The sequence below is a fragment of the Burkholderia sp. YHN3-13 genome, assembly GCF_055810675.1.
Map to the genome: position 1 here is coordinate 34721 of NZ_JBVVNQ010000005.1, position 20449 is coordinate 55169.

At 66.5% G+C, this 20449-nt stretch carries 20 protein-coding genes; 11 read left to right on the forward strand and 9 right to left on the reverse strand.

The features are described 5' to 3' along the window. Nucleotides 1-574 precede the first annotated feature (574 nt). A complete protein-coding gene (locus tag AC0KUR_RS14165; protein ID WP_034191665.1) occupies nucleotides 575-1498 on the forward strand; it encodes a LysR family transcriptional regulator in 924 nt (307 codons plus the stop codon). Nucleotides 1499-1528: 30 nt separating this feature from the next. Next, complete coding sequence (dctA, locus tag AC0KUR_RS14170) at nucleotides 1529-2845, forward strand: C4-dicarboxylate transporter DctA (protein ID WP_473376063.1); 1317 nt, start codon at nucleotides 1529-1531, stop codon at nucleotides 2843-2845. Between the two features lie 40 nt (nucleotides 2846-2885). Here the strand turns inward: dctA and AC0KUR_RS14175 are convergent, their stop codons facing one another. From AC0KUR_RS14175 to AC0KUR_RS14185, 3 genes are all read right to left on the reverse strand, one after another. Then, a complete protein-coding gene (locus AC0KUR_RS14175) occupies nucleotides 2886-3668 on the reverse strand; it encodes a substrate-binding domain-containing protein (protein ID WP_034191663.1) in 783 nt (260 codons plus the stop codon). Between the two features lie 52 nt (nucleotides 3669-3720). Then, nucleotides 3721-5016 (reverse strand): MFS transporter, encoded by a 1296-nt coding sequence (gene tcuC, locus AC0KUR_RS14180; protein ID WP_034191358.1) that lies wholly within the window; start codon nucleotides 5014-5016, stop codon nucleotides 3721-3723. 255 nt (nucleotides 5017-5271) lie between these two features. Further along, entirely contained in the window at nucleotides 5272-6171 is a 900-nt protein-coding gene (locus AC0KUR_RS14185; protein WP_034191357.1) for a LysR family transcriptional regulator, read from the reverse strand. A 111-nt stretch (nucleotides 6172-6282) separates the two neighbouring features. Between AC0KUR_RS14185 and AC0KUR_RS14190 the strand changes: the two genes are divergently transcribed. From AC0KUR_RS14190 to AC0KUR_RS14200, 3 genes are all read left to right on the forward strand, one after another. Next, entirely contained in the window at nucleotides 6283-7146 is an 864-nt protein-coding gene (locus AC0KUR_RS14190; RefSeq protein ID WP_473376064.1) for an SDR family oxidoreductase, read from the forward strand. A gap of 244 nt (nucleotides 7147-7390) precedes the next feature. After that, the gene (locus tag AC0KUR_RS14195) at nucleotides 7391-7705 is read left to right on the forward strand and encodes a hypothetical protein (protein WP_034191355.1); all 315 of its coding nucleotides are present in this window, start codon (nucleotides 7391-7393) and stop codon (nucleotides 7703-7705) included. A 354-nt stretch (nucleotides 7706-8059) separates the two neighbouring features. Next, nucleotides 8060-8206, forward strand: coding sequence for a hypothetical protein (locus AC0KUR_RS14200; protein WP_473376065.1), 147 nt, complete (start codon nucleotides 8060-8062; stop codon nucleotides 8204-8206). Nucleotides 8207-8237: 31 nt separating this feature from the next. Here AC0KUR_RS14200 and AC0KUR_RS14205 read toward each other — a convergent pair whose 3' ends face one another. Then, a complete protein-coding gene (locus tag AC0KUR_RS14205; protein ID WP_080288006.1) occupies nucleotides 8238-8525 on the reverse strand; it encodes a hypothetical protein in 288 nt (95 codons plus the stop codon). 738 nt (nucleotides 8526-9263) lie between these two features. Between AC0KUR_RS14205 and AC0KUR_RS14210 the strand changes: the two genes are divergently transcribed. Beyond that, on the forward strand, nucleotides 9264-9575 hold the full coding sequence (locus AC0KUR_RS14210) for a hypothetical protein (protein WP_034191353.1): 312 nt from the start codon (nucleotides 9264-9266) through the stop codon (nucleotides 9573-9575). A 231-nt stretch (nucleotides 9576-9806) separates the two neighbouring features. Here the strand turns inward: AC0KUR_RS14210 and AC0KUR_RS14215 are convergent, their stop codons facing one another. Further along, nucleotides 9807-10514, reverse strand: coding sequence for a hypothetical protein (locus AC0KUR_RS14215; RefSeq protein ID WP_226252167.1), 708 nt, complete (start codon nucleotides 10512-10514; stop codon nucleotides 9807-9809). A 507-nt stretch (nucleotides 10515-11021) separates the two neighbouring features. On the opposite strand from AC0KUR_RS14215, the gene AC0KUR_RS14220 reads away from it, so the two are divergent. The 4 genes from AC0KUR_RS14220 to pal all read left to right on the forward strand — a co-directional run bounded on the left by AC0KUR_RS14220 (nucleotide 11022) and on the right by pal (nucleotide 14396). Continuing rightward, complete coding sequence (locus tag AC0KUR_RS14220) at nucleotides 11022-11513, forward strand: DUF6597 domain-containing transcriptional factor (protein ID WP_083286486.1); 492 nt, start codon at nucleotides 11022-11024, stop codon at nucleotides 11511-11513. Nucleotides 11514-11545: 32 nt separating this feature from the next. Continuing rightward, complete coding sequence (locus tag AC0KUR_RS14225; protein WP_473376066.1) at nucleotides 11546-12124, forward strand: hypothetical protein; 579 nt, start codon at nucleotides 11546-11548, stop codon at nucleotides 12122-12124. Between the two features lie 239 nt (nucleotides 12125-12363). After that, a complete protein-coding gene (locus AC0KUR_RS14230; RefSeq protein WP_082744611.1) occupies nucleotides 12364-13575 on the forward strand; it encodes a porin in 1212 nt (403 codons plus the stop codon). A gap of 329 nt (nucleotides 13576-13904) precedes the next feature. Then, nucleotides 13905-14396: a peptidoglycan-associated lipoprotein Pal gene (pal, locus tag AC0KUR_RS14235; protein ID WP_034191351.1), complete on the forward strand. Its 492-nt coding sequence runs from the start codon at nucleotides 13905-13907 to the stop codon at nucleotides 14394-14396. A 147-nt stretch (nucleotides 14397-14543) separates the two neighbouring features. On the opposite strand, the gene AC0KUR_RS14240 is transcribed toward pal, so the two are convergent. After that, entirely contained in the window at nucleotides 14544-15158 is a 615-nt protein-coding gene (locus AC0KUR_RS14240) for a hypothetical protein (RefSeq protein ID WP_473376067.1), read from the reverse strand. Nucleotides 15159-15223: 65 nt separating this feature from the next. Here AC0KUR_RS14240 and AC0KUR_RS14245 point away from each other — a divergent pair, with 65 nt between their 5' ends. Continuing rightward, nucleotides 15224-15379: a hypothetical protein gene (locus AC0KUR_RS14245; RefSeq protein WP_034191349.1), complete on the forward strand. Its 156-nt coding sequence runs from the start codon at nucleotides 15224-15226 to the stop codon at nucleotides 15377-15379. Between the two features lie 85 nt (nucleotides 15380-15464). Here AC0KUR_RS14245 and AC0KUR_RS14250 read toward each other — a convergent pair whose 3' ends face one another. Genes AC0KUR_RS14250 through AC0KUR_RS14260 form a run of 3 tightly spaced genes read right to left on the reverse strand, consistent with a single transcriptional unit; the run spans nucleotide 15465 to nucleotide 20301 of the window. Further along, nucleotides 15465-16724 carry a cytochrome c gene (locus AC0KUR_RS14250; protein ID WP_069704749.1) on the reverse strand — a complete coding sequence of 420 codons (1260 nt, stop codon included), beginning with the start codon at nucleotides 16722-16724 and terminating at the stop codon, nucleotides 15465-15467. Further along, nucleotides 16721-17425, reverse strand: a complete 705-nt coding sequence (locus AC0KUR_RS14255) for a (2Fe-2S)-binding protein (RefSeq protein ID WP_473376068.1) — start codon at nucleotides 17423-17425, stop codon at nucleotides 16721-16723. The genes AC0KUR_RS14250 and AC0KUR_RS14255 overlap by 4 nt, the downstream gene beginning before the upstream one ends. Continuing rightward, complete coding sequence (locus AC0KUR_RS14260; protein ID WP_473376069.1) at nucleotides 17422-20301, reverse strand: xanthine dehydrogenase family protein molybdopterin-binding subunit; 2880 nt, start codon at nucleotides 20299-20301, stop codon at nucleotides 17422-17424. Before AC0KUR_RS14260 ends, AC0KUR_RS14255 begins: the two co-directional genes overlap by 4 nt. Between the last annotated feature and the right edge of the window lie 148 nt (nucleotides 20302-20449).

Genomic DNA, 20449 nt, shown 5'->3' on the forward strand with positions numbered 1-20449 from the left:
TCGCTCAGCCCCAACGATGAAGTGTGAAGGCCGTGCAACGAAGGCCTGACCAAAGCTTAGCGCATCGTCAATTTTGACTCATAGGGTTGAAATGGGGTCTCGCGCCAAAGGTTTCTTTATCGGGTCGGCCTCAAGAGCCGGCATTTTCCAACCAAGACCGGGACGAAAATTGGGCTGGTCGGTCCGGCCTCCCCCCGTTCTTCCAGGCACACCGGCCAAGCTGCTGTAATCCTCGGAGGGAAAAACGAGCGGAACAAGAAGGCACGCTCGGAGGTTTCGGGCGCCCATGGCATCGCACCCAATCATCTGAAACGTCCGTTTTCAGCCGCTGCACCGAATCGGAAATGGGTTGCAGACGCTTCACTGATGGCACGCTGGCGGCGCGGCCGATGCGAAAGCTCTGCCTGGGCGAAAGCGACACGGGACATCGGGAAGCGCCTCAAGGAAGATCGGTTCGCGGCGCGGCCGGGCAGAACGCCGCGCCGCGTTATCGTTGCCGCGTGGACAGCGGGACACGCATGGCGCGAGCGGAATCATGCACAATGCTCGCCATTAGCGTGGTGGAGACTTGTGCGTGGCGATCAACTTCGATTTAACCGACTTGCAGGCATTTCGCGCCGTCGTGGAAACGGGCAGCTTCCGAAAGGCCGCGGACGCCGTCAGTATTTCCCAGCCGGCCCTGAGCCGCCGGATCGACAAGCTCGAGGAAGCGCTCGGCGTGCGGCTCTTCGAGCGCACCACGCGCAGCGTCTCGCTCACCACCGTCGGTCGCGTGTTCGCGCAGAGTGCCGAACAACTGCTGGACGACCTCGATGCCGCGCTGCTCGGCATTCGCGACGTGTCATCGAGCCGCCTGGGTCATGTGACGATCGCCTGTGTGCCGTCGGTCGCCTACTACTTCCTGCCCGCCGTCATCGCGCGCTATCATCAGCGCTTTCCGCGCATCAGGGTGAAACTGCTCGATGCAAGCGCCAACGAGGTGCTCGGGGCCGTCATCAGCGGCGAGGCGGATTTCGGCGTGAGTTTCATCGGCAGCCAGGAGGCGGAGATCGAGTTCAAGGTGTTGCTCCAGGAGCGGTTCGTTGCCGCCTGTCGCCGCGACCACCCGCTCGCTCGCAAGAAGCGCGTGACCTGGAGCGAGCTTTACGAGCACGATTATGTGTCGGTCGACAAGACTTCCGGCAACCGTCTGCTGCTGGACCAGGCGCTGGCTGCCGTCGCGCCGCGCACGCCGAGCGTCTGCGAGACACGCCACGTGACGACCCTGCTCGGCTTGATCGAAGCCGGGCTCGGCGTCGCCGCAGTGCCTTCGATGGCGATGCCCGGGCATGACCACCCTATACTCACGAGCGTGCCGCTCGTCGAACCGGTCGTCAAACGACGCGTGGGCATCGTCAAGCGGCGCGGACGCCCCCTCACGCCGGCCGCCGAGGCATTCCATCAGATGGTCATCGAGGCCAGGCGTGGCGGTATCGCCAGCAGCGGCGCATCGGCATAACGACCACAGAGAGACACGAAGGAACGGATGGTGAGGTTGGCCAGACTGCTTGGATCGCTTTACGTGCAGGTTCTGCTCGCGATGTTGCTCGGCATCGGCATCGGTCACGCATGGCCGGCGGCGGGCGCGATGCTCAAGCCCCTCAGCGATGCATTCGTCGGCCTGGTGAAGATGACCATCGCCCCGATCGTCTTTTGCACGATCGTCTCGGGCATCACGTCGCTGGCGGACGGGAAGGCCATCGGCCGCACGATCGTGCGGGCGCTGGCGCTCTTCTATCTGTTGACCGCCGCCGCGCTCGCGTTCGGGCTCGTCACCGCATACGTGCTGCAACCGGGCGCCGGCATGCACATCGATGTCCACCACCTGGACGCGAGCATCCTCGCTCCGTATGCGAAGCATGCGGAGCCGCGCGACCTCGTGGCGTTCGGACTCGGCATGATTCCGGACACGATGCTCGGCGCGTTTGCCAAAGGCGAAGTGTTGCCGGTGCTGCTGCTGTCGCTGTTGTTCGGTTTCTCGCTGAATGCGCATCCGCGGGCCGGTCGGCCCGTGCTTGCGCTGATCGACGGTGTCGCCCAGGTCGTCTTTCGCGTGCTCGGGATGATCATGCGGCTCGCGCCGCTCGGCGCATTCGGCGCGATGGCGTTCACGGTCGGCCGATTCGGCATCGGGTCGGTCGGCTCGCTTGCGAAGCTGATGGCGTCCTTCTACGTGGCCTGCGTGCTGTTCGTCGTGCTGGTGCTCGCACCGCTCGCGCGACTGCACGGTTTCGCGCTGTGGCGGCTTCTGCGCTACATGCGCGAAGAGTTGCTCATCGTCCTCGCGACATCGTCCACGGAGCCGGTCCTGCCGCGTCTGATCGTCAAGCTGGAAGCGCTCGGCTGCGACAAAGGCGTCGTGGGACTCGTGCTGCCGGCGGGTTATTCGTTCAATCTGGACGGTACGGCGATCTATCTGACGCTCGCGGCATTGTTCATCGCGCAAGCGTGCGACGTGCCCCTCTCCGCGTCGCAGATCGCGACGATGCTCGCGATCATGCTGCTTACCTCCAAGGGAGCAGCCGGCGTATCCGGCAGCGGGCTCGTCGCGCTGGTCGCGACGCTCGCCGTCATGCCCGACCTGCCCGTCGCCGGCGTCGCGCTGCTGGTCGGCATCGATCGCTTCATGTCCGAGGCGCGAGCGCTGACGAGCGTGATCAGCAATGCCTGCGCGGTGATCTTCGTATCGTCGTGGGAAGGCGCGTGCGATCGGACACGCCTGGCGCAGCGGCTCGCCATGGCCGGGCCGGCCTCCCCTGGCGGGCCCGATCAAAACACGGCCACGCCAGATGCCGGCCGGCGGTGACGGGAAGGCGGTCTGACGCAGGCCTTCCCGCCGATCGGGCTCAATGAGCGGATGCGGAATCCAGCCCGGTCGATTTCACGTCGGCCTGCACGTCGGGCGACGCAAGATAGTCCAGCAGCGCCTTCGCTTCCTTCGGATGCTGCGCACCGACGGGGATGCCGGCAGCGAAGCGCGTGACCGACTGCAGCGATTCGGGAATCTTGCCGACGAAGGTCGCACCGGGGACGGGCAGCAGCTCGCTGACCTGCTGGAAGCCGATTTCATAGTCGCCGTTCGCGACGACCGACGCCACCGGAATCCGCGGGATCATCTTCGCCTTCGACTTCACCTGCTCCTCGATGCCGAGCTTCTTGAACAGTTCGCGTTCGATATACACGCCGCTCGCGCTGTCCGAATAGGCGATCGACTTCGCGTGCAGCAGCACCTGCTTGAGACCTTCTGCGGTGCTGATGTCCGGCTTTGCCGCGCCGTCGCGCACCACCATGCCGATGCGCGAGTCGGCCAGCTCGACGCGGGAGCCGGGGATGACCTTCCCTTGCTTGATCAGTTCGTCCAGCGCGTAGCCGACCATGATGACGGCGTCGGCCGGCTCGCCGCGCGCGAGCCGGTTCGGAATCGCCTGGGGCGCCTGGCCCATCGACGGGCCGAGCGCGGTGTCGAGCGTATTGCCGGTCGCGGCCGCGAAACGGGGGCCGAGCAGTTTGTAGGCGGCGGTGAAGCCACCCGAGCTCATCACGTGGAGCTCGGCCGCCTGTACGTTGGCAGCAAACGCCGAGGCGGCGACAAGCGCGGTGACGCAAAATTTCAGGAGCGGATTTCTCATGGTCGTGGTCATGCGAATTCGTGTGTGAGTGAAGTTCCGGATGGGCCGGACATCAATGCGCCGGCGTGAGCGTCGCCGTGCGGTGACGATAGAGCGCGAAAGTCGCAAGCAGCGCGCACACCGCGGCGAAGCTCATCCAGTAGCCCGGCGCGGCCTTGTCGCCAGTCATGTGGATGAGCGCGGTCGAGATGGCCGGCGTGAAGCCGCCGAATACGGCCGTCGCAAGGCTGTAGGCGAGCGAGAAGCCCGCGACGCGCACCTGCACCGGCATCACTTCGGTGAGCGCGACGACCATCGCACCGTTGTAGATCCCGTACATGAACGAGAGCCAGAGCAGGACGAGCAGCATGTTGACGAACGACGGCGCGTGAGCCAGCAGCGAGAGCGCCGGGTAGGCGGTCACGACGGTGAGCATCGTCATGCCGACCAGCAGCGGACGGCGGCCGATCCGGTCGGACAGCGCACCGCCGATCGGCAGCCATACGAAATTCGACACACCGACGCAAAGCGTCACAAGCAGGCTGTCGGCGGTGCTCAGATGCAGCACCGTCTTGCCGAAGGTCGGCGCGTACACCGTGATCAGGTAGAAGCTCGTGGTGGTCATCGCGACCAGCATCATGCCGGCGATCACGATGCCCCAGTTCTGGACCAGCGTACCGAACACTTCCTTCATGCCCGGACGATGCTTGCGAGCCTTGAACTCCTGGGTTTCCTCCAGGTTGCGGCGCAGCATGAAGATGAACGGGACGATCATGCAGCCGACGAAGAACGGCACGCGCCATCCCCACGATGCGATCGCCGATGCGCTCAGCCACTGGTTGAGCGCGAAGCCCAGGCCCGCCGCGACGACGATCGCGACCTGCTGGCTGGCCGACTGCCAGCTCGTGAAGAAGCCCTTGCGGCCGGGCGTTGCCAGCTCGGCGAGATAGACCGATACGCCGCCCAGCTCGGCACCCGCGGAGAAGCCCTGCAGCAGCCGCCCGATCAGCACGAGCGCGGGCGCCAGCAGGCCGATCGTCGCGTAGCCCGGCACGAACGCGATCAAGATGGTGCCGCTCGCCATGATCGACAGCGTGACGATCAGGCCCTTGCGGCGGCCGACCTCGTCGATGTACGCGCCCAGCACGATGGCGCCCAGCGGCCGCATCAGGAAGCCGGCGCCGAACACGGCGAAGGTCATCATCAACGACGCGAACTCGCTTTGCGCGGGAAAGAAGACATTGGCGATCTGCGTGGCGTAAAAGCCGAACAGGAAGAAGTCGAACTGCTCGAGAAAATTGCCGGCCGTGACGCGAAAGATCGCAGCGGCCTTCGAACGTTCGGCCGGAAGGCTGGACGAGGGGTGCATCTGGGTGTCTCCTGAAAAACCTGAAATACGCGGGAGGGGATGGTGGATTGTCGTTTTGTCGAATGTTCGCCCGGCATCGATCAAACGATAAGTGCGATTTTTGGAAGGATTGATGCAACAAGGTTATCAATCGGCGTGGCCTCGCCGGTTTCGGTCAGCGCCTGTCCGCCGAACGTCGCGCCGCACGGAGGCGGGACGTCACGATCCCTCGCTCGCCTCGTGCGGCAAGGCGTGCGAGCCGAGGCCGGCGCCGTTTCACCGCGCCGGTTCGGTATAGGCAGCCAGTTCTTCCGGCTTTCCGGACGGGAACGCATCCTTCAGGTGATCGAGAAATGCGGAAACGCGGACGCTCAGCAATCGCCGGGACGGATACAGCGCCCACAGCGCGATTTCGGGGCCCGGTACGTCGCCCCAGCTGACGAGCGTGCCGGCGGCCAGATCGCCGCTCACGAGCGATACCGGGAGGCAAGCCGCGCCCAGTCCCAGACGCACCGTGTCGCGCACCATGACCAGCGACGACAGCCGGGCCACGGGCTCGATCGCGATGCGTGATGCTCCGGCGGGCCCCGTGACGTCCCATGCGGTGCGCCGGCCGTCGCCCCCGCGCACGACGGCCGGTACGGGTGCCTCGCCGGTGGGCCGCGCCAGCTCGGGCCTCGCGACGACGACGAGCCGGTCGCGCAGGAACACGCGCCCGATCAGGCTTTCGTCGGGGTCCGGGTTCACGCGGATCACGAGGTCGTACCCTTCCTCGATCATGTCGACGGGCCGGTCTTCCGTCGTCACCTCGAGCCGGATCTCCGGGTATTTCAGCGCGAACGTCGCCACCAGCTTCCCCATCGCGAACTGGGAAAAAAGCATCGGCGCGCTGATGCGCAGCCGGCCGCGCGGCCGCTCGCTCCCCGACGCAATCGCCGACGCGCTGTCCGCGAGCTCCGCGAGCAGCGTGCCCGTCCGCTCGTAGAGCGCGCGCCCTTCCTGCGTGAGCTTCACGCCGCGCGAGCCGCGCTCGAACAGGCGCAGCGACAGACTGTTCTCCAGCTCCGCGACGCGGCGCGACAGCGTCGCCTTCGGGCGCCCCGCCACCCGCGCGGCTTCGCCGAAGCTGCCATGACGGGCGACGAGATTGAAATCGGCGAGCGCAAGGAGGTCCATGTGTTCCACCAGTGAGACGATACGTCTATTTACCACACCTTCCGGATCGTTTGTGGATCACCTACCTTACGTGGGCAGGTCAACCCAACCGAAATTCCAGGAGCGAACATCATGACCATTCTCGTAACCGGCGCCACCGGCCGTGTGGGCCGCCAGGTCGTCCGTCAACTCGTCGATCGCGGCGTCGACGTGCGCGTGCTGGTACGCGATCCGTCCCGAGCCGACTTCCCCGCCGCGGTAACCGTCGCGCAGGGCGACATGCTCGACATCGACGCGCTTCGCACGGCCTTCTCCGGCGTACGCACGCTGTTTCTGCTCAACGGCGTGGCGGGCGACGAATTCACACAGGCGCTGATCGCGCTGAACCTCGCGCGCGAATCGGGGATCGAGCGCGTCGTCTATCTGTCCGTCCTGCACGCCGACCGTTTCGTGAACGTGCCGCACTTCGCGGTGAAATCCGGCGCCGAGCGGATGATCGAGCAGATGGGCTTCAGCGCGACGATCCTGCGGCCGGCGTATTTCATGGATAACGAATCGATGGTCAAGGACGTGATCGTCGAGCACGGCATCTACCCGATCCCGATCGGCAGCAAGGGCCTCGCGATGGTCGACGTGCGCGACATCGCGGAAGTGGCGGCACTCGAACTGATCCGCCGCCACGACGCGCCCGGCAAGCTGCCGGTCGAGACGCTCAACCTGGTCGGGCCGGACACGCTGACGGGCCCGCAACTGGCGGCCGTCTGGTCGGACACGCTCGGCCGCCCGATTGCCTATGGCGGCGACGATCCCTCGCCGTTCGAACACAACTTCGCGCAGTTCATGCCGAAATGGATGGCCTACGAAATGCGGCTGATGGCCGAGCGGTACGTCAGCGACGGCATGGTGCCGGAAGCAGGCGATGTCGAGCGGCTGACCGCGATCCTCGGCCGCCCGCTGCGGACGTATCGCGACTTCGCGGCAGCCCTCGTCCGCTGAGCGCGATACCGGGCCTTCAAGCTCCGTGCGGCCGTGCGAGCTGTTGCACGCGGGGAACCGGTCGCCGTGCCGGGCCGGTTCCCCGCGACCGCCATGCTGTCGGCGCCTCGGCAGCGGGCCGCCTCGTCAGAAATCGCCTCTGCCGGACTGCCTCGCGGCACCCGCGGCCATCGCACGACATGACCGATCTTCGCCGGATCGTCGCGCGGCGTTAGAATAGCGCCCCTTCTCATGGGAGACGACAATGTCCTGGTTCGTTTACGAAGTGCCCGAATATCACGAAGACGCTGCGCGCGTCGAGCCCTTCAGCGATCTGCGCAGCCGTGTGCTGGAAGTCGGTGGCTTCCCCATGGCGGACGAACTGGAAAGCGTGCGCGAGAACGCCGCGGCGACAGCGGACACGCCCGAGCGTCCCCTGCGGACGCCGGAAAATCCGCAGGTCTTTCCGATTCCCTACGCCGAATCCATGATCCTGGTCGGGTTCATCTTCGATCTGAAACGCGAATTCCGGCAACTGGTCGTGTCGCCCGTCGAAATGCCCTGGCTGAAAGACGCCTAAAAGGCGGCCGGCGCGGAAACCGACGGGAGCGTCTTGTCTGCTCTGGCGCCCGGCCCGTCCGGATATCCAGCCAATGTTGCCGAATACCGCGCGTTGGGACGGGCGGCTTGCTCGTTGGCCTGAATCGACGTGCGATCGCGATGCCCGAAGACACCGGCGGAAGCGCCGGACGCGTACCCGAAATCAGTTCGACGATTGAGTGAGGCGATGACCGTTTGAATCCGCCCGGTACACCCGTCAAGGCTTCCGGTCGCTACTCGGGCAAGCGGCCATTACCTGTAGCACGAACCGTCGACGCGGTTGCCGCGGCAATGCCGCCGTGGGCAGTTTGTTAGCACTCCGAAGATCGGGCGCATGAACCGACGCGTCTATCGCGCGCGTGACGCAGCGCGTTCCGGTGTGTTCGACTACATCGAGCGCATCCGCCATCCGCACCGTCGACGGTCGACGCCGAACTTCGTCAGCCCGGCTCAGTTCGAGCGACGTATGACGGGCGAGTGAACCCGTCCGGGAGAACGGGGGAAGACCGCTTTCAGAAATCGACGACCGAAGCCCCGCTCACCTTCCCGTCGATGATGTCCTTGCCTTGCTGTCGTGCCGCACGCCTTGCCACTCCGAAATCGGAGAACGTGTGTGGCTGGTTCAGCCGGAAAACGCGGCTTGCGGGGGAGCTTGCTATCGAGGACGGACGGCATATGCGCACCGCAATGTCATACCCTTCGGCATAACGCGAATGCCTGTCGAAGCGGATGAACGTGCGGGCGAAGACAAGAGGATGAAGTTCGTACCCCTTGTAGAGAAGAAGCGGATATGTCGGCATGTTGGTGACTCCACAAGGGGAGACCCACTATACACGGAACAGGTAGCGCAGGGTGACGCAGATTTTCGAAGCGCGCCGACTGCAGGTACCCGCGCCCGCCGCGCGATGGTCGCGCTCTGGCGTGCCCGTGGCATCGAGCCGAAGCTGCCCGGTCGCCTCTCGGCGTGATGCGAAAACATCGAGCCCGCACGCCTCGTCGCGGCCGAAATAAAACGGTTGCGCGCCCGGCGATACGCGTATGATGGGTTCATCCGGGCCGTATGCGCGAACCGCCGACTCCCCCCTCCAGCTTGGGCCTTGCCATGGCTTGGGCACCGTATTTCCCAATCTCTTCAACTCGTCGCGCCGTGCGGCAGCTGCACCGCACAGAACCGGTTCTTGTACCGCTTTTCGGAATCCACGTGTTCTCGCCGGGCATCAAGTCGAGATGCAAATCTTAATCAAAAGGCGGCGAACATGAACGGGTACTGCGATGTGGAACGCGAGCTGGTCCATATCAGGCGAGCCATCGGGCTGCTTGAACGAGCACAGCACGCCTTCATCAACAAATCGTCTGTAAGCGATCCTGCATATTGGCGAGTCAGGCTCGACAAACTCCGCAGGCAATCTGATCGAAACAAGGTCCTTGAACTCCAAGTGGACGAGCTGCTAGGGCGCCTCGCGGGAATTCAAGGGGCGCGCTGCGGCAAATAGGCCCCTGTTTCGTCACCCGCCGACTTCAAACTCGGGAGCAACATCATGATCGACGCCAGCCCAAGCAACACGTTTCGACATCTCCCACTCTCGCCGGAGCAGGACACGGAAATCCGGCACTATATCAAGCGGAAAAAGCAAAGGGGCGAGCAATGGGATACCCCCGAGCTGGCAATGATGCTCGGAGACATGCTTGCCCCTCCGCCAAGCGACGATGATGCGCCGGAGCGTACCGTCGAGGAAACGAAACTGGCCTGCGAGTTTGCATTGGCATCGATCGACGAAGCCATGGAATCCGTTTCCGCAAGCGAGGAACGGCTCGCCGCGGTGGAAGCCGAGGAAATGAAGCACCGGTGACAGCGGTTTGCCGGCGCTCACGCGCAGTGCCAGCGGCTGGTCGATCACTCGCTGCGGCCCGAAGTCAGGTATGCCTTGATCCACGACGCCACGAGCGACGATTCGTGAAATCGCCCGGGCGTCGCCCTCCGGTGCGCGACCGGCGACTTTTGACCCATTTCGTCATCACCTCGAGCATGCGCGAGCTTGATCGATTCCAGTCGACCGCTCACATCCGCTTGTCCCCGCGCGTCAACACGGCACCCGCCCGCCAACGCCATTGCCCATCATCGTGCACCAGCGCTGGGTCTCTACCTGCGGCTGCGGATACGGCAATCCGGTCCGCGGATCGATCGAGTCGAGCGGATTCGGTCCCGGGGGATGGTTTGCCGCGTGCCTCGCGGCGGTCTCCGCCATCTGTTTCGCGGTCTCCGCACGTTGTCGAGCGAGGTCCGCCTTCTGCTCGGCATCCACTTTCTTCGTCATGGTCACCAGCCGTGCGAACTGCGGATCGCGAACATCCTGAAGCGGCGGGAAAGGCGGCGCAACCGGCATGAAGAGCACCGGACCGTCATATCTCGGCACCGCCAGTTTCGACGGCTTGCCGAAATCCGCGGCCATGCTGATCTCCCACATGCCGACGTTCATGCCGAGCGCATGCTCGTAGTGCCGGTTCACGTCCGCGATACCGAGCGGCCCGGACGGCGCGGGCAACGGCTGAAGAGCGGGCGGCAGCGTTTGCCGGGCGGCAGGATACATCGCGCGCACCCAGCTCACCGCGGCGACCGAGTATTGATAGAGCATCGCGTCGTACTTTTCCAGCACTTGCGCGCGACTATAGCCGCCGGGATTCTCGAACAACGGCTTGTACGCCGCGAGGCTATCGAGGTACCGCATGTTGTCGTTTCGCTGCTGGGCAACGAACTGCTGCTGAGGATCGGCCGGAGCGGACGAAGTCACGGCAGCGCATCCGGTGAGCAGGCTGGCGACGAATGCGACGCTCGCCGTCGTTCGTGGTGCCGACCGGGGTCGACGCAAGATATTGGGCATCGGGAACGCAGTGAAGAGTAGTGGAATTGTCGTGAACCGGCGATCTGCCGACGCCGGCGCGGCAGTCGCCGCGCTCGCCCTATTCTGCCCCGCCCCCTCGCCGTTCCCGGTGGATTTGCGTCTCGTCCTGGTGGATTCCGGCCTCGGGATCGCGGGCGCATGGGCATCCGCCGTTCGTCGAGCGGCACTGACATTCCCGCGAACGGTCTGGCATCAAGCCCGAACCCGCGGCTTCCTCCGTCCGCAGGCGCCGTCGCATCCGCGGCGCGCCTCCCGCCGATGGCGTCAATCCATGCCTCCCGGCAACGCCGACAACGTCGGCGTCCATCCGCCATCCGCAGTAGAATCCGCGTGATCAGCACCGAACGGCTTGGCCGCGCATCCCGCGCGCCGTGCCGCCGACGATCACGGGAACCCATGATCCTCAGCCGCCGCCCCGGCGGATATCTGCGGCGCTTCATCGACTCGGTGTGGGCCTCGTATCCGCCGTTTCCGATCCGAAACGAACATTGCCGCGAGCGCGTGCTGCCGACCGGCGCGGTCCACCTCGCGATCCGGCTCGACGCGGATCCGTTGCGCCTCTTCGATCACGCCGCCGACCAGACCGGCCGAACGATCGGCGTCGCCGTGATCGGCGGCCCACGGGCGGCCCCGTATATCAAGGACGTCGCCGTTCCGGTACCGACCGTCGGCGCGCTGATTCGGCCGGGCGCGGTCCGGCTCGTCACCGGTGTACCGGCATCGGCCCTCTACGGCTTGCACCTGTCGCTCGACGATTTGTGGGGCGCCGCCGCTTCCGGCCTACGCGACCCGTTCGGTTACGACTGGTTGATCGGACAGACGATCGAAGCGGTCGAATCCGATGAAATGCAGCGGCGTTACACCGCGCTGTTGTCGGGCGATCAGTAGCAGGTTTGCGCCGCCCCCGCCCGACATTCGCGATGCACTACTACCCCGACGACATCAGCCGGCTTTTCCTGTGCGCGCCGACGTTGCACTTGAACCGCCCTGCGCCGGCCGAATCGTTCCTGGCTGCTGCGGTCGATGCCGGCTACGAACTCGAGCATGTGCTGCGCGACTACCCGCGGGTTCGCTATCGGCCGCTCGACTTCCACTCCCTGTGCCAGCAAAGCCTGTCCGTGCTCGACGACACGCTGCCGGCCGACCTGACGGGCGACATGCCGCTCGGATGGCGCAGCGCACACTGGGCAGCCCTGCTGATCGCGCTATCGGGTGACGCGCGCTATCTGCCGCATCTGGACGAAGCCAGGCGCCATCGCGGTGTCGAATGGGCAGCCGAGCTTGCCGAGGCCGCGTCGTGCCCCGATGCGCGATCGTCGGCCTTCCGTTGCTGCCGATCGATCGTGCAGTTGCGCAACCAGCTCGCCGCGTTGCCGCGCGTCACCGTCCGGCTGCGACGCGGACTCACGCCCGACGCGCTCGAAGCCCGGGCGAGCGCCGTGCGGGCCGCGTATCGGAATGGCGGCCTCGACACCGCGCTGGCGATGGCCCGCCGTTAAGCGTTCGACGAACGATCACGCGACCCCGGCTCGAACCGCCGGACGCCGCGACACACGTCCCGCTCCCGCCTGAATCCCCGCAGTCGCCCTCGCGATTCCATTCGATTTCGCAGAGGACCTTTCCTGTGCAACGCCTTAATCGACGGCCGCACGATCTCCAATAATGGCCGCTCGATCCGTCGGCCGGTACGCCGATGCGACCCGCCGGCCATCGCGCCGGATCAACGATAAAAACTCCTATGCACTCCTACCAGATGAACAAGCATGCCGGCGCATGCGTCGCGGGGACCGTCATTGCCGCCTGCCTGACCGGCATCGCACCGGGCATCGCGCACGCCCAGAGCAGCGTGACGCTGTACGGCCTGATCGATACGTCGATCACCTACGCGACCAACCAGCGCACGCAGGGCGCGGGATCGCCCGGCAGCGGCACCGTCGCGCTGACGAGCGGCGCACTGAACGCATCGCGCTGGGGGCTGCGCGGCCGCGAGGACCTCGGCGGCGGGATGGCCGCGGTCTTCGCGCTCGAGAACGGCTTCTCGGGCACGAACGGCAAGCTGTCGCAGAAAGGCGTCGACCTGTTCGGCCGTCAGGCCTGGGTCGGCGTGAGTTCGAAGACGGCCGGCACGTTCACCTTCGGCCGCCAGTACGACCTGATTCTCGACTTCGTGACGCCGCTCGGCGCGTCCGGCCCCGGCTGGGGCGGCAACCTCGCGGTCCACCCGTACGACAACGACGATTCGAACCGCAACATCCGCATCAACAACGCGGTGAAGTACACGAGCCCGACGTATCGCGGGCTGACGTTCGGCGCGATGTTCGGCTTCTCGAACACGGCCGGCCAGTTCTCCAACAACGCGGCATGGAGCGCGGGTGTGTCGTATGCGAACGGGCCGTTGAAGCTCGGCGCCGGCTACCTGAAGATCAGCCGCGACCGCAATGCGCCGAACCCGGACGGCGCACTGAGCACGGCCGACGGCTCGGCGACGATCACGGGCGGCAACCAGCAGATCTGGGCGATGGCCGGACGTTATGCGTTCGGGCCGCACTCGGTCGGCGCCGCGTGGTCGCACTCGACCACCGACGGCGTGACGGGCGTGCTTCAGGGCAGCAACATCGCACCGCTGAAAGGAGAATCGCTGGTGTTCGACAACTTCACGGTCGACGGCCGCTACTTCGTCACGCGTGCGCTGAGCGTCGCCGCCGCATACACGTACACGATGGGCCGCTTCGACACACGCACGGGCCAGACGCGCCCGAAATGGAACCAGGTCGTCGCTCAGGCCGACTATGCGCTGTCGAAGCGCACGGACGCCTATCTCGAAGGCGTCTACCAGAGCGTGAGCGGCGGTAACGGCAATCCGGCGTTCAATGCGACCGTCTGGACGCTGACGCCGTCGGCGAACAGCAACCAGGTGGTCGTCGCGTTGGGGCTGCGGCACAAGTTCTGACGAGGCGGCGGCGGACGGTATCCCGCACGCCCGATCGCTGTGGCTCGGCTCACCGCGCGCGGCGGGCGGGAACAGGAATGCCGCCCGACTGTCGCGTTTGCGCAAAAAATGCGAAGAAACTGGTCACGATGTGACATTTTTCCTAATCTGTTTGCAGCGACGCCGTATTTCGGCGTTCCGGCCGCAACACTCTTTCATCTGGCGCACCACCGGCTTACGAACCTGCATCACGTCGACGAAGCCGACCCTTTCGCGCCATGGCGGCCGGACAGCTGCGTGCAGCCCGCACGCGCCGCGCTTTCAACGCAGTCAACCGCTGGAGACGAACGATGAGCAAAATGAACCGATTTGCGGTCCTGTCAATTTTCGTACTGCTGGCGGGTTGCCACAACGCGGCGAAAACGCCCGAGAATGCCGGCGCGGCGCCCACGCCTTCGAGCGAAGCCGTCGCGACGGTGTCTGCCGACGAGCTCGACAATCCGAACGGCCCGCTTGCCAAGCGCAGCATCTACTTCGATTTCGACCAGTACACCGTGAAGCCCGAGTTCCAGTCGCTGCTGCAGGCGCACGCCGACTACCTGCGCAGCCATCCCGCGCGCCGCGTGCTGATCCAGGGCAACACCGACGAACGCGGCACGTCCGAATACAACCTCGCGCTCGGCCAGCGCCGGTCGCAGGCCGTGTTCAGCGCGCTCCAGACGCTCGGCGTCCCGGCCACGCAACTCGAGGCCGTCAGCCTCGGCAAGGAAAAGCCGGTCGCGCTCGGTCACGACGAGGATGCGTGGGCGCAGAACCGCCGCGCCGATCTCGTCTATCGTTGATCCGTTGATCCACCGCCGCGCGGGCGGCGTTCGCGCCAAGGGAAGGCAACGCAGGCCGCCGGCCGCAGTCGCGGCGGCGCGGTGCCGTCCGGCTTGCCCGGCTCATGCGCGTCACCGCGCAGGCGCCCGTCGCGCGGCACGTCGCCTTCAACGCCGCCGTTCGAGCCGCCGGTGCAGCCAGTGCGACATCACCGCGGACGTCACGATCGCATCGAGCGTCGCGATCGCGTTGATGTCGCCCACCTTGTCGGCCTTGATCATCCAGGCCACGAGCAGGACATAACCGATCATCGCGCCGGCGCCCACGATCGTGCCCAGCAGCACGAACCAGCGCCGCCGGACCTGTGGGCCGATCGCGCCCATGATCCCGCCGGTCGCCATCGCCGGCAGGAAGTAGCCGAACACGAACGACGCGAAGAAAATCAGCGGCACCATGCCGGCGCTGACTGTCAGCACGTGCCATGACGGGCCGTCGATCAGCGACCATGCGATCAGCATCACCGCCGGCCAGACGAGCGACGCGACCAGCGGGCCGCCGATGGCAAACGACAGACAGCCGAGTACGGCACGGCGGGACAGGCGCGAGGAATGGCGCGGCGGGCGCTCGACGGTAGCACTCATGGTTCTTCTTGTAGTCGGAATCGGAATGGCGGCGTGCCGGAGTGTACCAAGGCGACGCCCGCCGCCGTCGATCCGGCCGCTTCGCGCAGGGCGATAGGCAAAAACCATGGAATAAACGCCCCGCCCGACGCGTTTCGTCATCGCGCAGACGCGCGGTTCATGCGAACCGGCCTGTCCGGCGGCCTGCGCGCTGCAAGGAGATCGCGATGAAATCGGCAACCTTGGCCGCGATGCTGATCGCGGCGCTGATGCTTGTCCTGTCGGCGGGATGTACGTCGTCGGGCAGCGGCGTGTCGCAAGGACCCGGCATGAGCCGCTATGGCGGCTCGGGAGGAAGCGGAGGCGGAGGCGGCGGTTACTGAAACGCCGCCGGAAAAGGGGCGGGGCATCGCGCGCGAGCGCCGGAAACCGGCTGCCTCGCGCACGATGCCCCGCCCCGGGCACGACTTAACGCATCGCCTTCACGTCGGCCGGCGTGACGCTCGCGGGCTGGCCGCCCCACGTCGCGCGCAGGTAGTTCGCGAGCTGCGCGAGCTCGTCGTCGCTGAGCGTACGCGCGAAGCCCGGCATCGCCTGCAGGTTTTCGAAGCCGGCGAACTTCTGCTCGTCGATGCCGTCGAGCATCGCGACCAGCAGGTTGCGCGGATCGCCCTGGCGCACCGTCGAGTTGCCGTTCATCGGCACCGCGACGTGCGGCTTGCCTTCGCCGTTGAAGCCGTGGCACCCCGCGCAGACCGCCAGATACACCGAGCGGCCCGCCGCAAGCTGCGCGGCATCGGCGGACACCGGCTTCACCGGTTGCGGCGCAGGCGGCGTATCGCCGAGCAGGTACACCGACAGCGCGCGCAGGTCGTCCTTCGTCATGTATTGCGTGCTCAGGTGCACGACCGGATACATCTCGCCGAACGCCGAGCCCTGCGGCGCGATGCCGACGCCGAAGAACGTCTGCAGGTCGGTGCCCGTCCAGCCGCGCGCGGCAAGGCCGGCCGGCGTGATGTCGGGCGCGGCCACGCGGCCGAGCGCCGCGCCGGCGAACGGCTTCGCACCGTCGAGCTGGCCCGTGAACGCACGCGGCGTATGGCATTCCGCGCAGTGGCCGAGCGCGCCCGCGAGATAGCGGCCGCGCTGCCAGTCGGCGGATTGCCCGACCGACGCGTCCGGCAGGCTGTCCTTCAGGAACACCATGTCCCAGAAGACCATGCCGAAGCGCAGGTTGTACGGGAACTTCAGGTCGTGCGCGCGGTTTTCCTGCGCGACGGGCTTGACCGTCATCAGGTACGCGTACATCGCATCGGCATCGGCGCGCGTGAGCTGACGGTACGACGTGTACGGCATCGACGGATACAGGCGCTTGCCGGGCGCCTTGCCGTCGTGCAGCGCGGCGTAGAAATCGTCCGCGCTCCAGCTGCCGATCCCGTGATCCTTGTCGGGCGTGATGTTCGAGCCGTAGAACGTGCCGAACGGCGATTCGAGCGCCGCGCCGCCGGCGAACGGCGCGCCGTCCTTCGCGGTGTGGCACGCCGCGCAGTCGGCGGCCTTGACGAGATAGCGGCCGCGCGCGACCTGGTCGGCGCCGGGCGCGCCGGTAGCCGCGCTCGGGACCGGCGTGTCGTGGCCGCCGCACGCCGCGAGCAGCAGCGCGCAGGCCGCCGCGAGCGCGGGCAGGCCCGCGGCCCGCGCGACACGAAAAGCGAATGTGCGTTTCATGCGGCGTCCTTCACGAGTCCCGGCGTCGCCAGCACCACGTCCTTGACGGCTTCGTAGTAACGGACATAGCCCGTGCAGCGGCAGATGTGCGCGTCGAGCGCCTCGGTGATCGTGCGCTCGACGTCGGCCTTCGCGATCGGCTCGCGCTTCAGGCGTTCGATCAGCACGGTCGCCGCGTTGACGAAGCCCGGCGTGCAGTAGCCGCACTGGAAGCTGAAGTGCTCCAGGAATTTCTGCTGGATCGGCGACAGCTCGACCACTTCGCCGGCTTCGTTGCGCTTCGCGTGGCCTTCGATCGTGCGGATCGAACGGCCGTGGAAGAAGTGCGCGCCGGTGATGCAGGTGCGCATCTCCTCGCTGGTGCCGTCCGGCTTGTCGACGATCACGACGCATGCGTGGCAAATGCCCTGCCCGCAGCCGAGCCGCGAACCGGTCAGACCCGCGTACTCGTGCAGGAACTCGATCATCATCAGCCCTTCCGGCACCTGCATCGGGCCGACGGACTTGCCGTTGATATTGACCGACAGCGGCTTCTGCTGGAACCGGACGAGCGGCCGCTCGACGGCGGCCGGTGCCGAGGCCGGCACAGCCGGCGCGGCGGCAACGGATGCCGGTGCGACCGAAGCCGCGGCCGGTGCGGAAGCGCCGGTCGCAGCCGCGCCGGCGCTCGCGGCCGAAGCCGCGGTTTGGGCGGTCGTCATGCGAGCACCTCCTGAATCTTTTGCGGGGTCACCGGCAGGTCGGTGAAACGATGGCCGATCGCGTGCGCGATGCCGTTCACGATCGCGCCGACGACGGGAATCATCACCACTTCCGCGACGCCCTTCGGCGGATCGGTCTCGGACAGCGGCGGCAGCACGTCGCCCGTTTGCGTCCACACGGCGACGTCCGACGCGCGCGGCAACTGATAGCGGTTGAAGTTCCACGTGCCGTTGCCGGGGCCGTCCTCGTAGAGCGGCAGGTACTCGTGCAGCGCATGGCCGATGCCCATCGCGAGGCCGCCCTGTAACTGGCCCGACACGAGCTGCGGCGAGATCTGGTTGCCGCATTCCATGATCGAGTGGTGCGTGAGCAGCTCGACCTTGCCGGTCGCTTCATGCACGGCCAGCTCGACGAGCGTGCCGACCGCCGTGTAGTACGTGACGGCCGCGTTATTGCGGCTCGTCGGCGGGATGAACACGCGCTTGCGGTCCAGCACGCGATAACCGTTCGTCGTCGGCGCCAGCGTGCCGTGCATCGCGGTCGCGCCGGCCGGCGCGGCGGTGCCCGGCACCGGGCCGCTGTCGGCGCCCGTCTTCGGCGCGCCGACACGCAGCGACAGCCCGTCGATCGGCAGACGTTCGACCGTGCCGCCCACTTCGAACTCGGCATCGGTCCACTGCCAGCGGTTGAACACGTGCACGACGGCGCCGGTCGGCAGGCCGAGCGCATGCGCCTGCTTCGCGAGCTGTTCGAACGTCAGCGGCTCGAGGCCGTCGGCGGTCAGCTTGCCGTCGACCCAGCGCGCGTCCTCGATACGAATCGTGTACGGCGCGGCCTGGCCGCCGCCGAGGCCGCGCGTCCAGATCGACATCGCGGCCGGCCACAGGCCGTAGCGGAACACCGCACGTGCGGCTTCGCGCGTGCTGTGCGTGAAGTAGTACGCCGAGTTCGTCGCGCTCGACGGCGACGCGTAGCCCGGCGACCAGCGCGGGTTCGCGCTCAGGCGATCCTGGTCGGCCTGCGACATCAGGTACGGATCGCCGCTCGTCTCGACCGGCAGGTCCGGCCATTCGGTCACGGCCACACGCACGTCCGTCGCCGGACGACCGAGCCATTTCGCGACCGCGACGGCCTGCGACGTCGACATCCCGGTGCCGATCTCGGCCGCCGTGTGCTGCAGCGACACCTTGCCGTTCTCGTCGAACTCGACCTTCGCGAACGACGCTTCCGCGCCCGTGCCGAAATCCTTCTGCACGCATGCGAAGCCGACGCCGTAGCGCTGGCCCGGGTGCGCCGCCTCGAATTCGGCCTTGCGCGCGACGCGACGCGTCCACAGCGGATGCTGCCTCGCGCGCTCCAGCACCTCGTCGACGCGCAGCGCGCCGGCGGGAATCGCCCCCTGCGTGTTCTTCATCCCCGAACGCAGCGCGTTGCGCAGACGAAAATCGATCGGATCGATGTTCAGCTGCGCGGCGATCTCGTCGACGGCCATCTCGGTCGCGGCCATGCTCTGCAGCGTGCCGTAGCCGCGTGCGGAGCCGGCGTCGATCGCGCGCGACGCGATCGCGACGGCGGCGAGGTCGCTCTTCGGGAAGTAGTAGATCGATTGCGCGGCCGTGGCGCCGACCATCGCGACCGACGGCGAGAAGTTCGAGCGCCCGCCGCCGTTCGCCTCGAAGTCGCCCTTGAACGACTGCAGCAGGCCCGTGTTGCGGTCGACCGCGATCCGGTAGCGCATCTTGAACGCGTGACGCTTCAGCGACGTCTGGAACTGCTCGTAGCGATCGTTCGCGAAACGCACCGGACGCCCGTCCGCGTACAGCGCGCAGACAAGGCCGTAGAACGGCACGTTGAAGTGATCCTTCGAGCCGTAGCCGACCGTGTAGCACGGATGCACGAACAGCTTCTTCACCGGGAAGCGGCATTTCGCGACCATCGCGGCCGCGTTCTCCGACACTTCGAGCGGCGACTGCGTCGGCACGACGAGGTGCAGCGCCTGCGTCGCGGCGTCGTACCAGCAGTTCGCGTTGTCGGGTTCGAGCGCGGCCGTGTCGACCGACTGCGTGTTGTATTCGCGCTCGAACACGAGCCAGTCGGCCGACGGATGGTCGAGCTCGCCGGCGATCTGCCCGGCCAGGAACATGCCCTGCTCGTCGAGCTTGCCGTGCTCCTTGCCGTCCGGCCACACCGGCAGGTGCTTGCGCATCATGCTCGGGAAGATCGGCGCGTCCTTCAGGCTCGAATAGACATCGTCGTCATAGGCCGTCTTGCCGCCCACGCGCACGTAGCGGAAGGTCCCCCACGGGTCGCGCTCGAGCGGGCCCGTGACCGCGCCGTAGCGGATCACGTCGTCGCGGAACTTGAGCGCGTTCTTCGCGAAACGGAAGCGCGCGAAGTCGTGATAGATGAGGATCGCGACCGCATGACCGAGGTACGCGGGCGTCTTGCCGGCCGGCAACAGCATGTCGTCGCCGTAGAACGCCGGGAACGCGACGCCGTCGCGCGCGAGATCGTCGGCCGTGACCACGCGGTCCGGCTTCAGGTCGTCGCCGAGCAGCGACAGGTCGAAACCCTCGTACGCACGGTCGGCCTGCGTGACGCGCAGGATCAGCGCATGCGACTGCTGCTGCGGCCAGTGCGGCATGTCGGCGGCGCGCACGTCGCGGGCGAACACTTTCGCGCCCGTGACCTTCGCGATGCCGTCGATGCGGAATTGGGGGATGCCGGTGACGCTATCCCATTTGACAGGGGTGAGGAGTTTTTCTTCGAAGAGCGCCGCGAATGCGCGGCTGCCGAGGGGCGCGACATACACCGCGACGCCCGCCAGCACGCTGGCTTTCAGAAAACCCCGCCGTGACAGGCCGTGGTTTTTCATTGGGGGGAACCTCCTGATGCGGCTCGGACGGCGATCGGGTGTCGCGACGTTCGGAGCGGCGCGCATTCTGGCATTGTTTTAGATATATCGCCTATAGTATTTCCCGCATGAAATACTTATTGAATTTCTTATAATGGGATTCAGCCGG

Bases quoted from the DNA above. Each gene is read 5' to 3' on its own strand.
- tcuC (WP_034191358.1), bottom strand. From the start codon at position 5,016: ATGCACCCCTCGTCCAGCCTTCCGGCCGAACGTTCGAAGGCCGCTGCG.
- AC0KUR_RS14185 (WP_034191357.1), bottom strand. From the start codon at position 6,171: ATGGACCTCCTTGCGCTCGCCGATTTCAATCTCGTCGCCCGTCATGGC.
- AC0KUR_RS14230 (WP_082744611.1), top strand. From the start codon at position 12,364: ATGCACTCCTACCAGATGAACAAGCATGCCGGCGCATGCGTCGCGGGG.
- AC0KUR_RS14225 (WP_473376066.1), top strand. From the start codon at position 11,546: ATGCACTACTACCCCGACGACATCAGCCGGCTTTTCCTGTGCGCGCCG.
- AC0KUR_RS14220 (WP_083286486.1), top strand. From the start codon at position 11,022: ATGATCCTCAGCCGCCGCCCCGGCGGATATCTGCGGCGCTTCATCGAC.
- AC0KUR_RS14190 (WP_473376064.1), top strand. From the start codon at position 6,283: ATGACCATTCTCGTAACCGGCGCCACCGGCCGTGTGGGCCGCCAGGTC.
- AC0KUR_RS14195 (WP_034191355.1), top strand. From the start codon at position 7,391: ATGTCCTGGTTCGTTTACGAAGTGCCCGAATATCACGAAGACGCTGCG.
- AC0KUR_RS14245 (WP_034191349.1), top strand. From the start codon at position 15,224: ATGAAATCGGCAACCTTGGCCGCGATGCTGATCGCGGCGCTGATGCTT.
- pal (WP_034191351.1), top strand. From the start codon at position 13,905: ATGAGCAAAATGAACCGATTTGCGGTCCTGTCAATTTTCGTACTGCTG.
- AC0KUR_RS14200 (WP_473376065.1), top strand. From the start codon at position 8,060: ATGAACCGACGCGTCTATCGCGCGCGTGACGCAGCGCGTTCCGGTGTG.
- AC0KUR_RS14175 (WP_034191663.1), bottom strand. From the start codon at position 3,668: ATGAGAAATCCGCTCCTGAAATTTTGCGTCACCGCGCTTGTCGCCGCC.
- AC0KUR_RS14205 (WP_080288006.1), bottom strand. From the start codon at position 8,525: ATGCCGACATATCCGCTTCTTCTCTACAAGGGGTACGAACTTCATCCT.
- AC0KUR_RS14255 (WP_473376068.1), bottom strand. From the start codon at position 17,425: ATGACGACCGCCCAAACCGCGGCTTCGGCCGCGAGCGCCGGCGCGGCT.
- AC0KUR_RS14210 (WP_034191353.1), top strand. From the start codon at position 9,264: ATGATCGACGCCAGCCCAAGCAACACGTTTCGACATCTCCCACTCTCG.
- AC0KUR_RS14250 (WP_069704749.1), bottom strand. From the start codon at position 16,724: ATGAAACGCACATTCGCTTTTCGTGTCGCGCGGGCCGCGGGCCTGCCC.
- AC0KUR_RS14240 (WP_473376067.1), bottom strand. From the start codon at position 15,158: ATGACGAAACGCGTCGGGCGGGGCGTTTATTCCATGGTTTTTGCCTAT.
- AC0KUR_RS14260 (WP_473376069.1), bottom strand. From the start codon at position 20,301: ATGAAAAACCACGGCCTGTCACGGCGGGGTTTTCTGAAAGCCAGCGTG.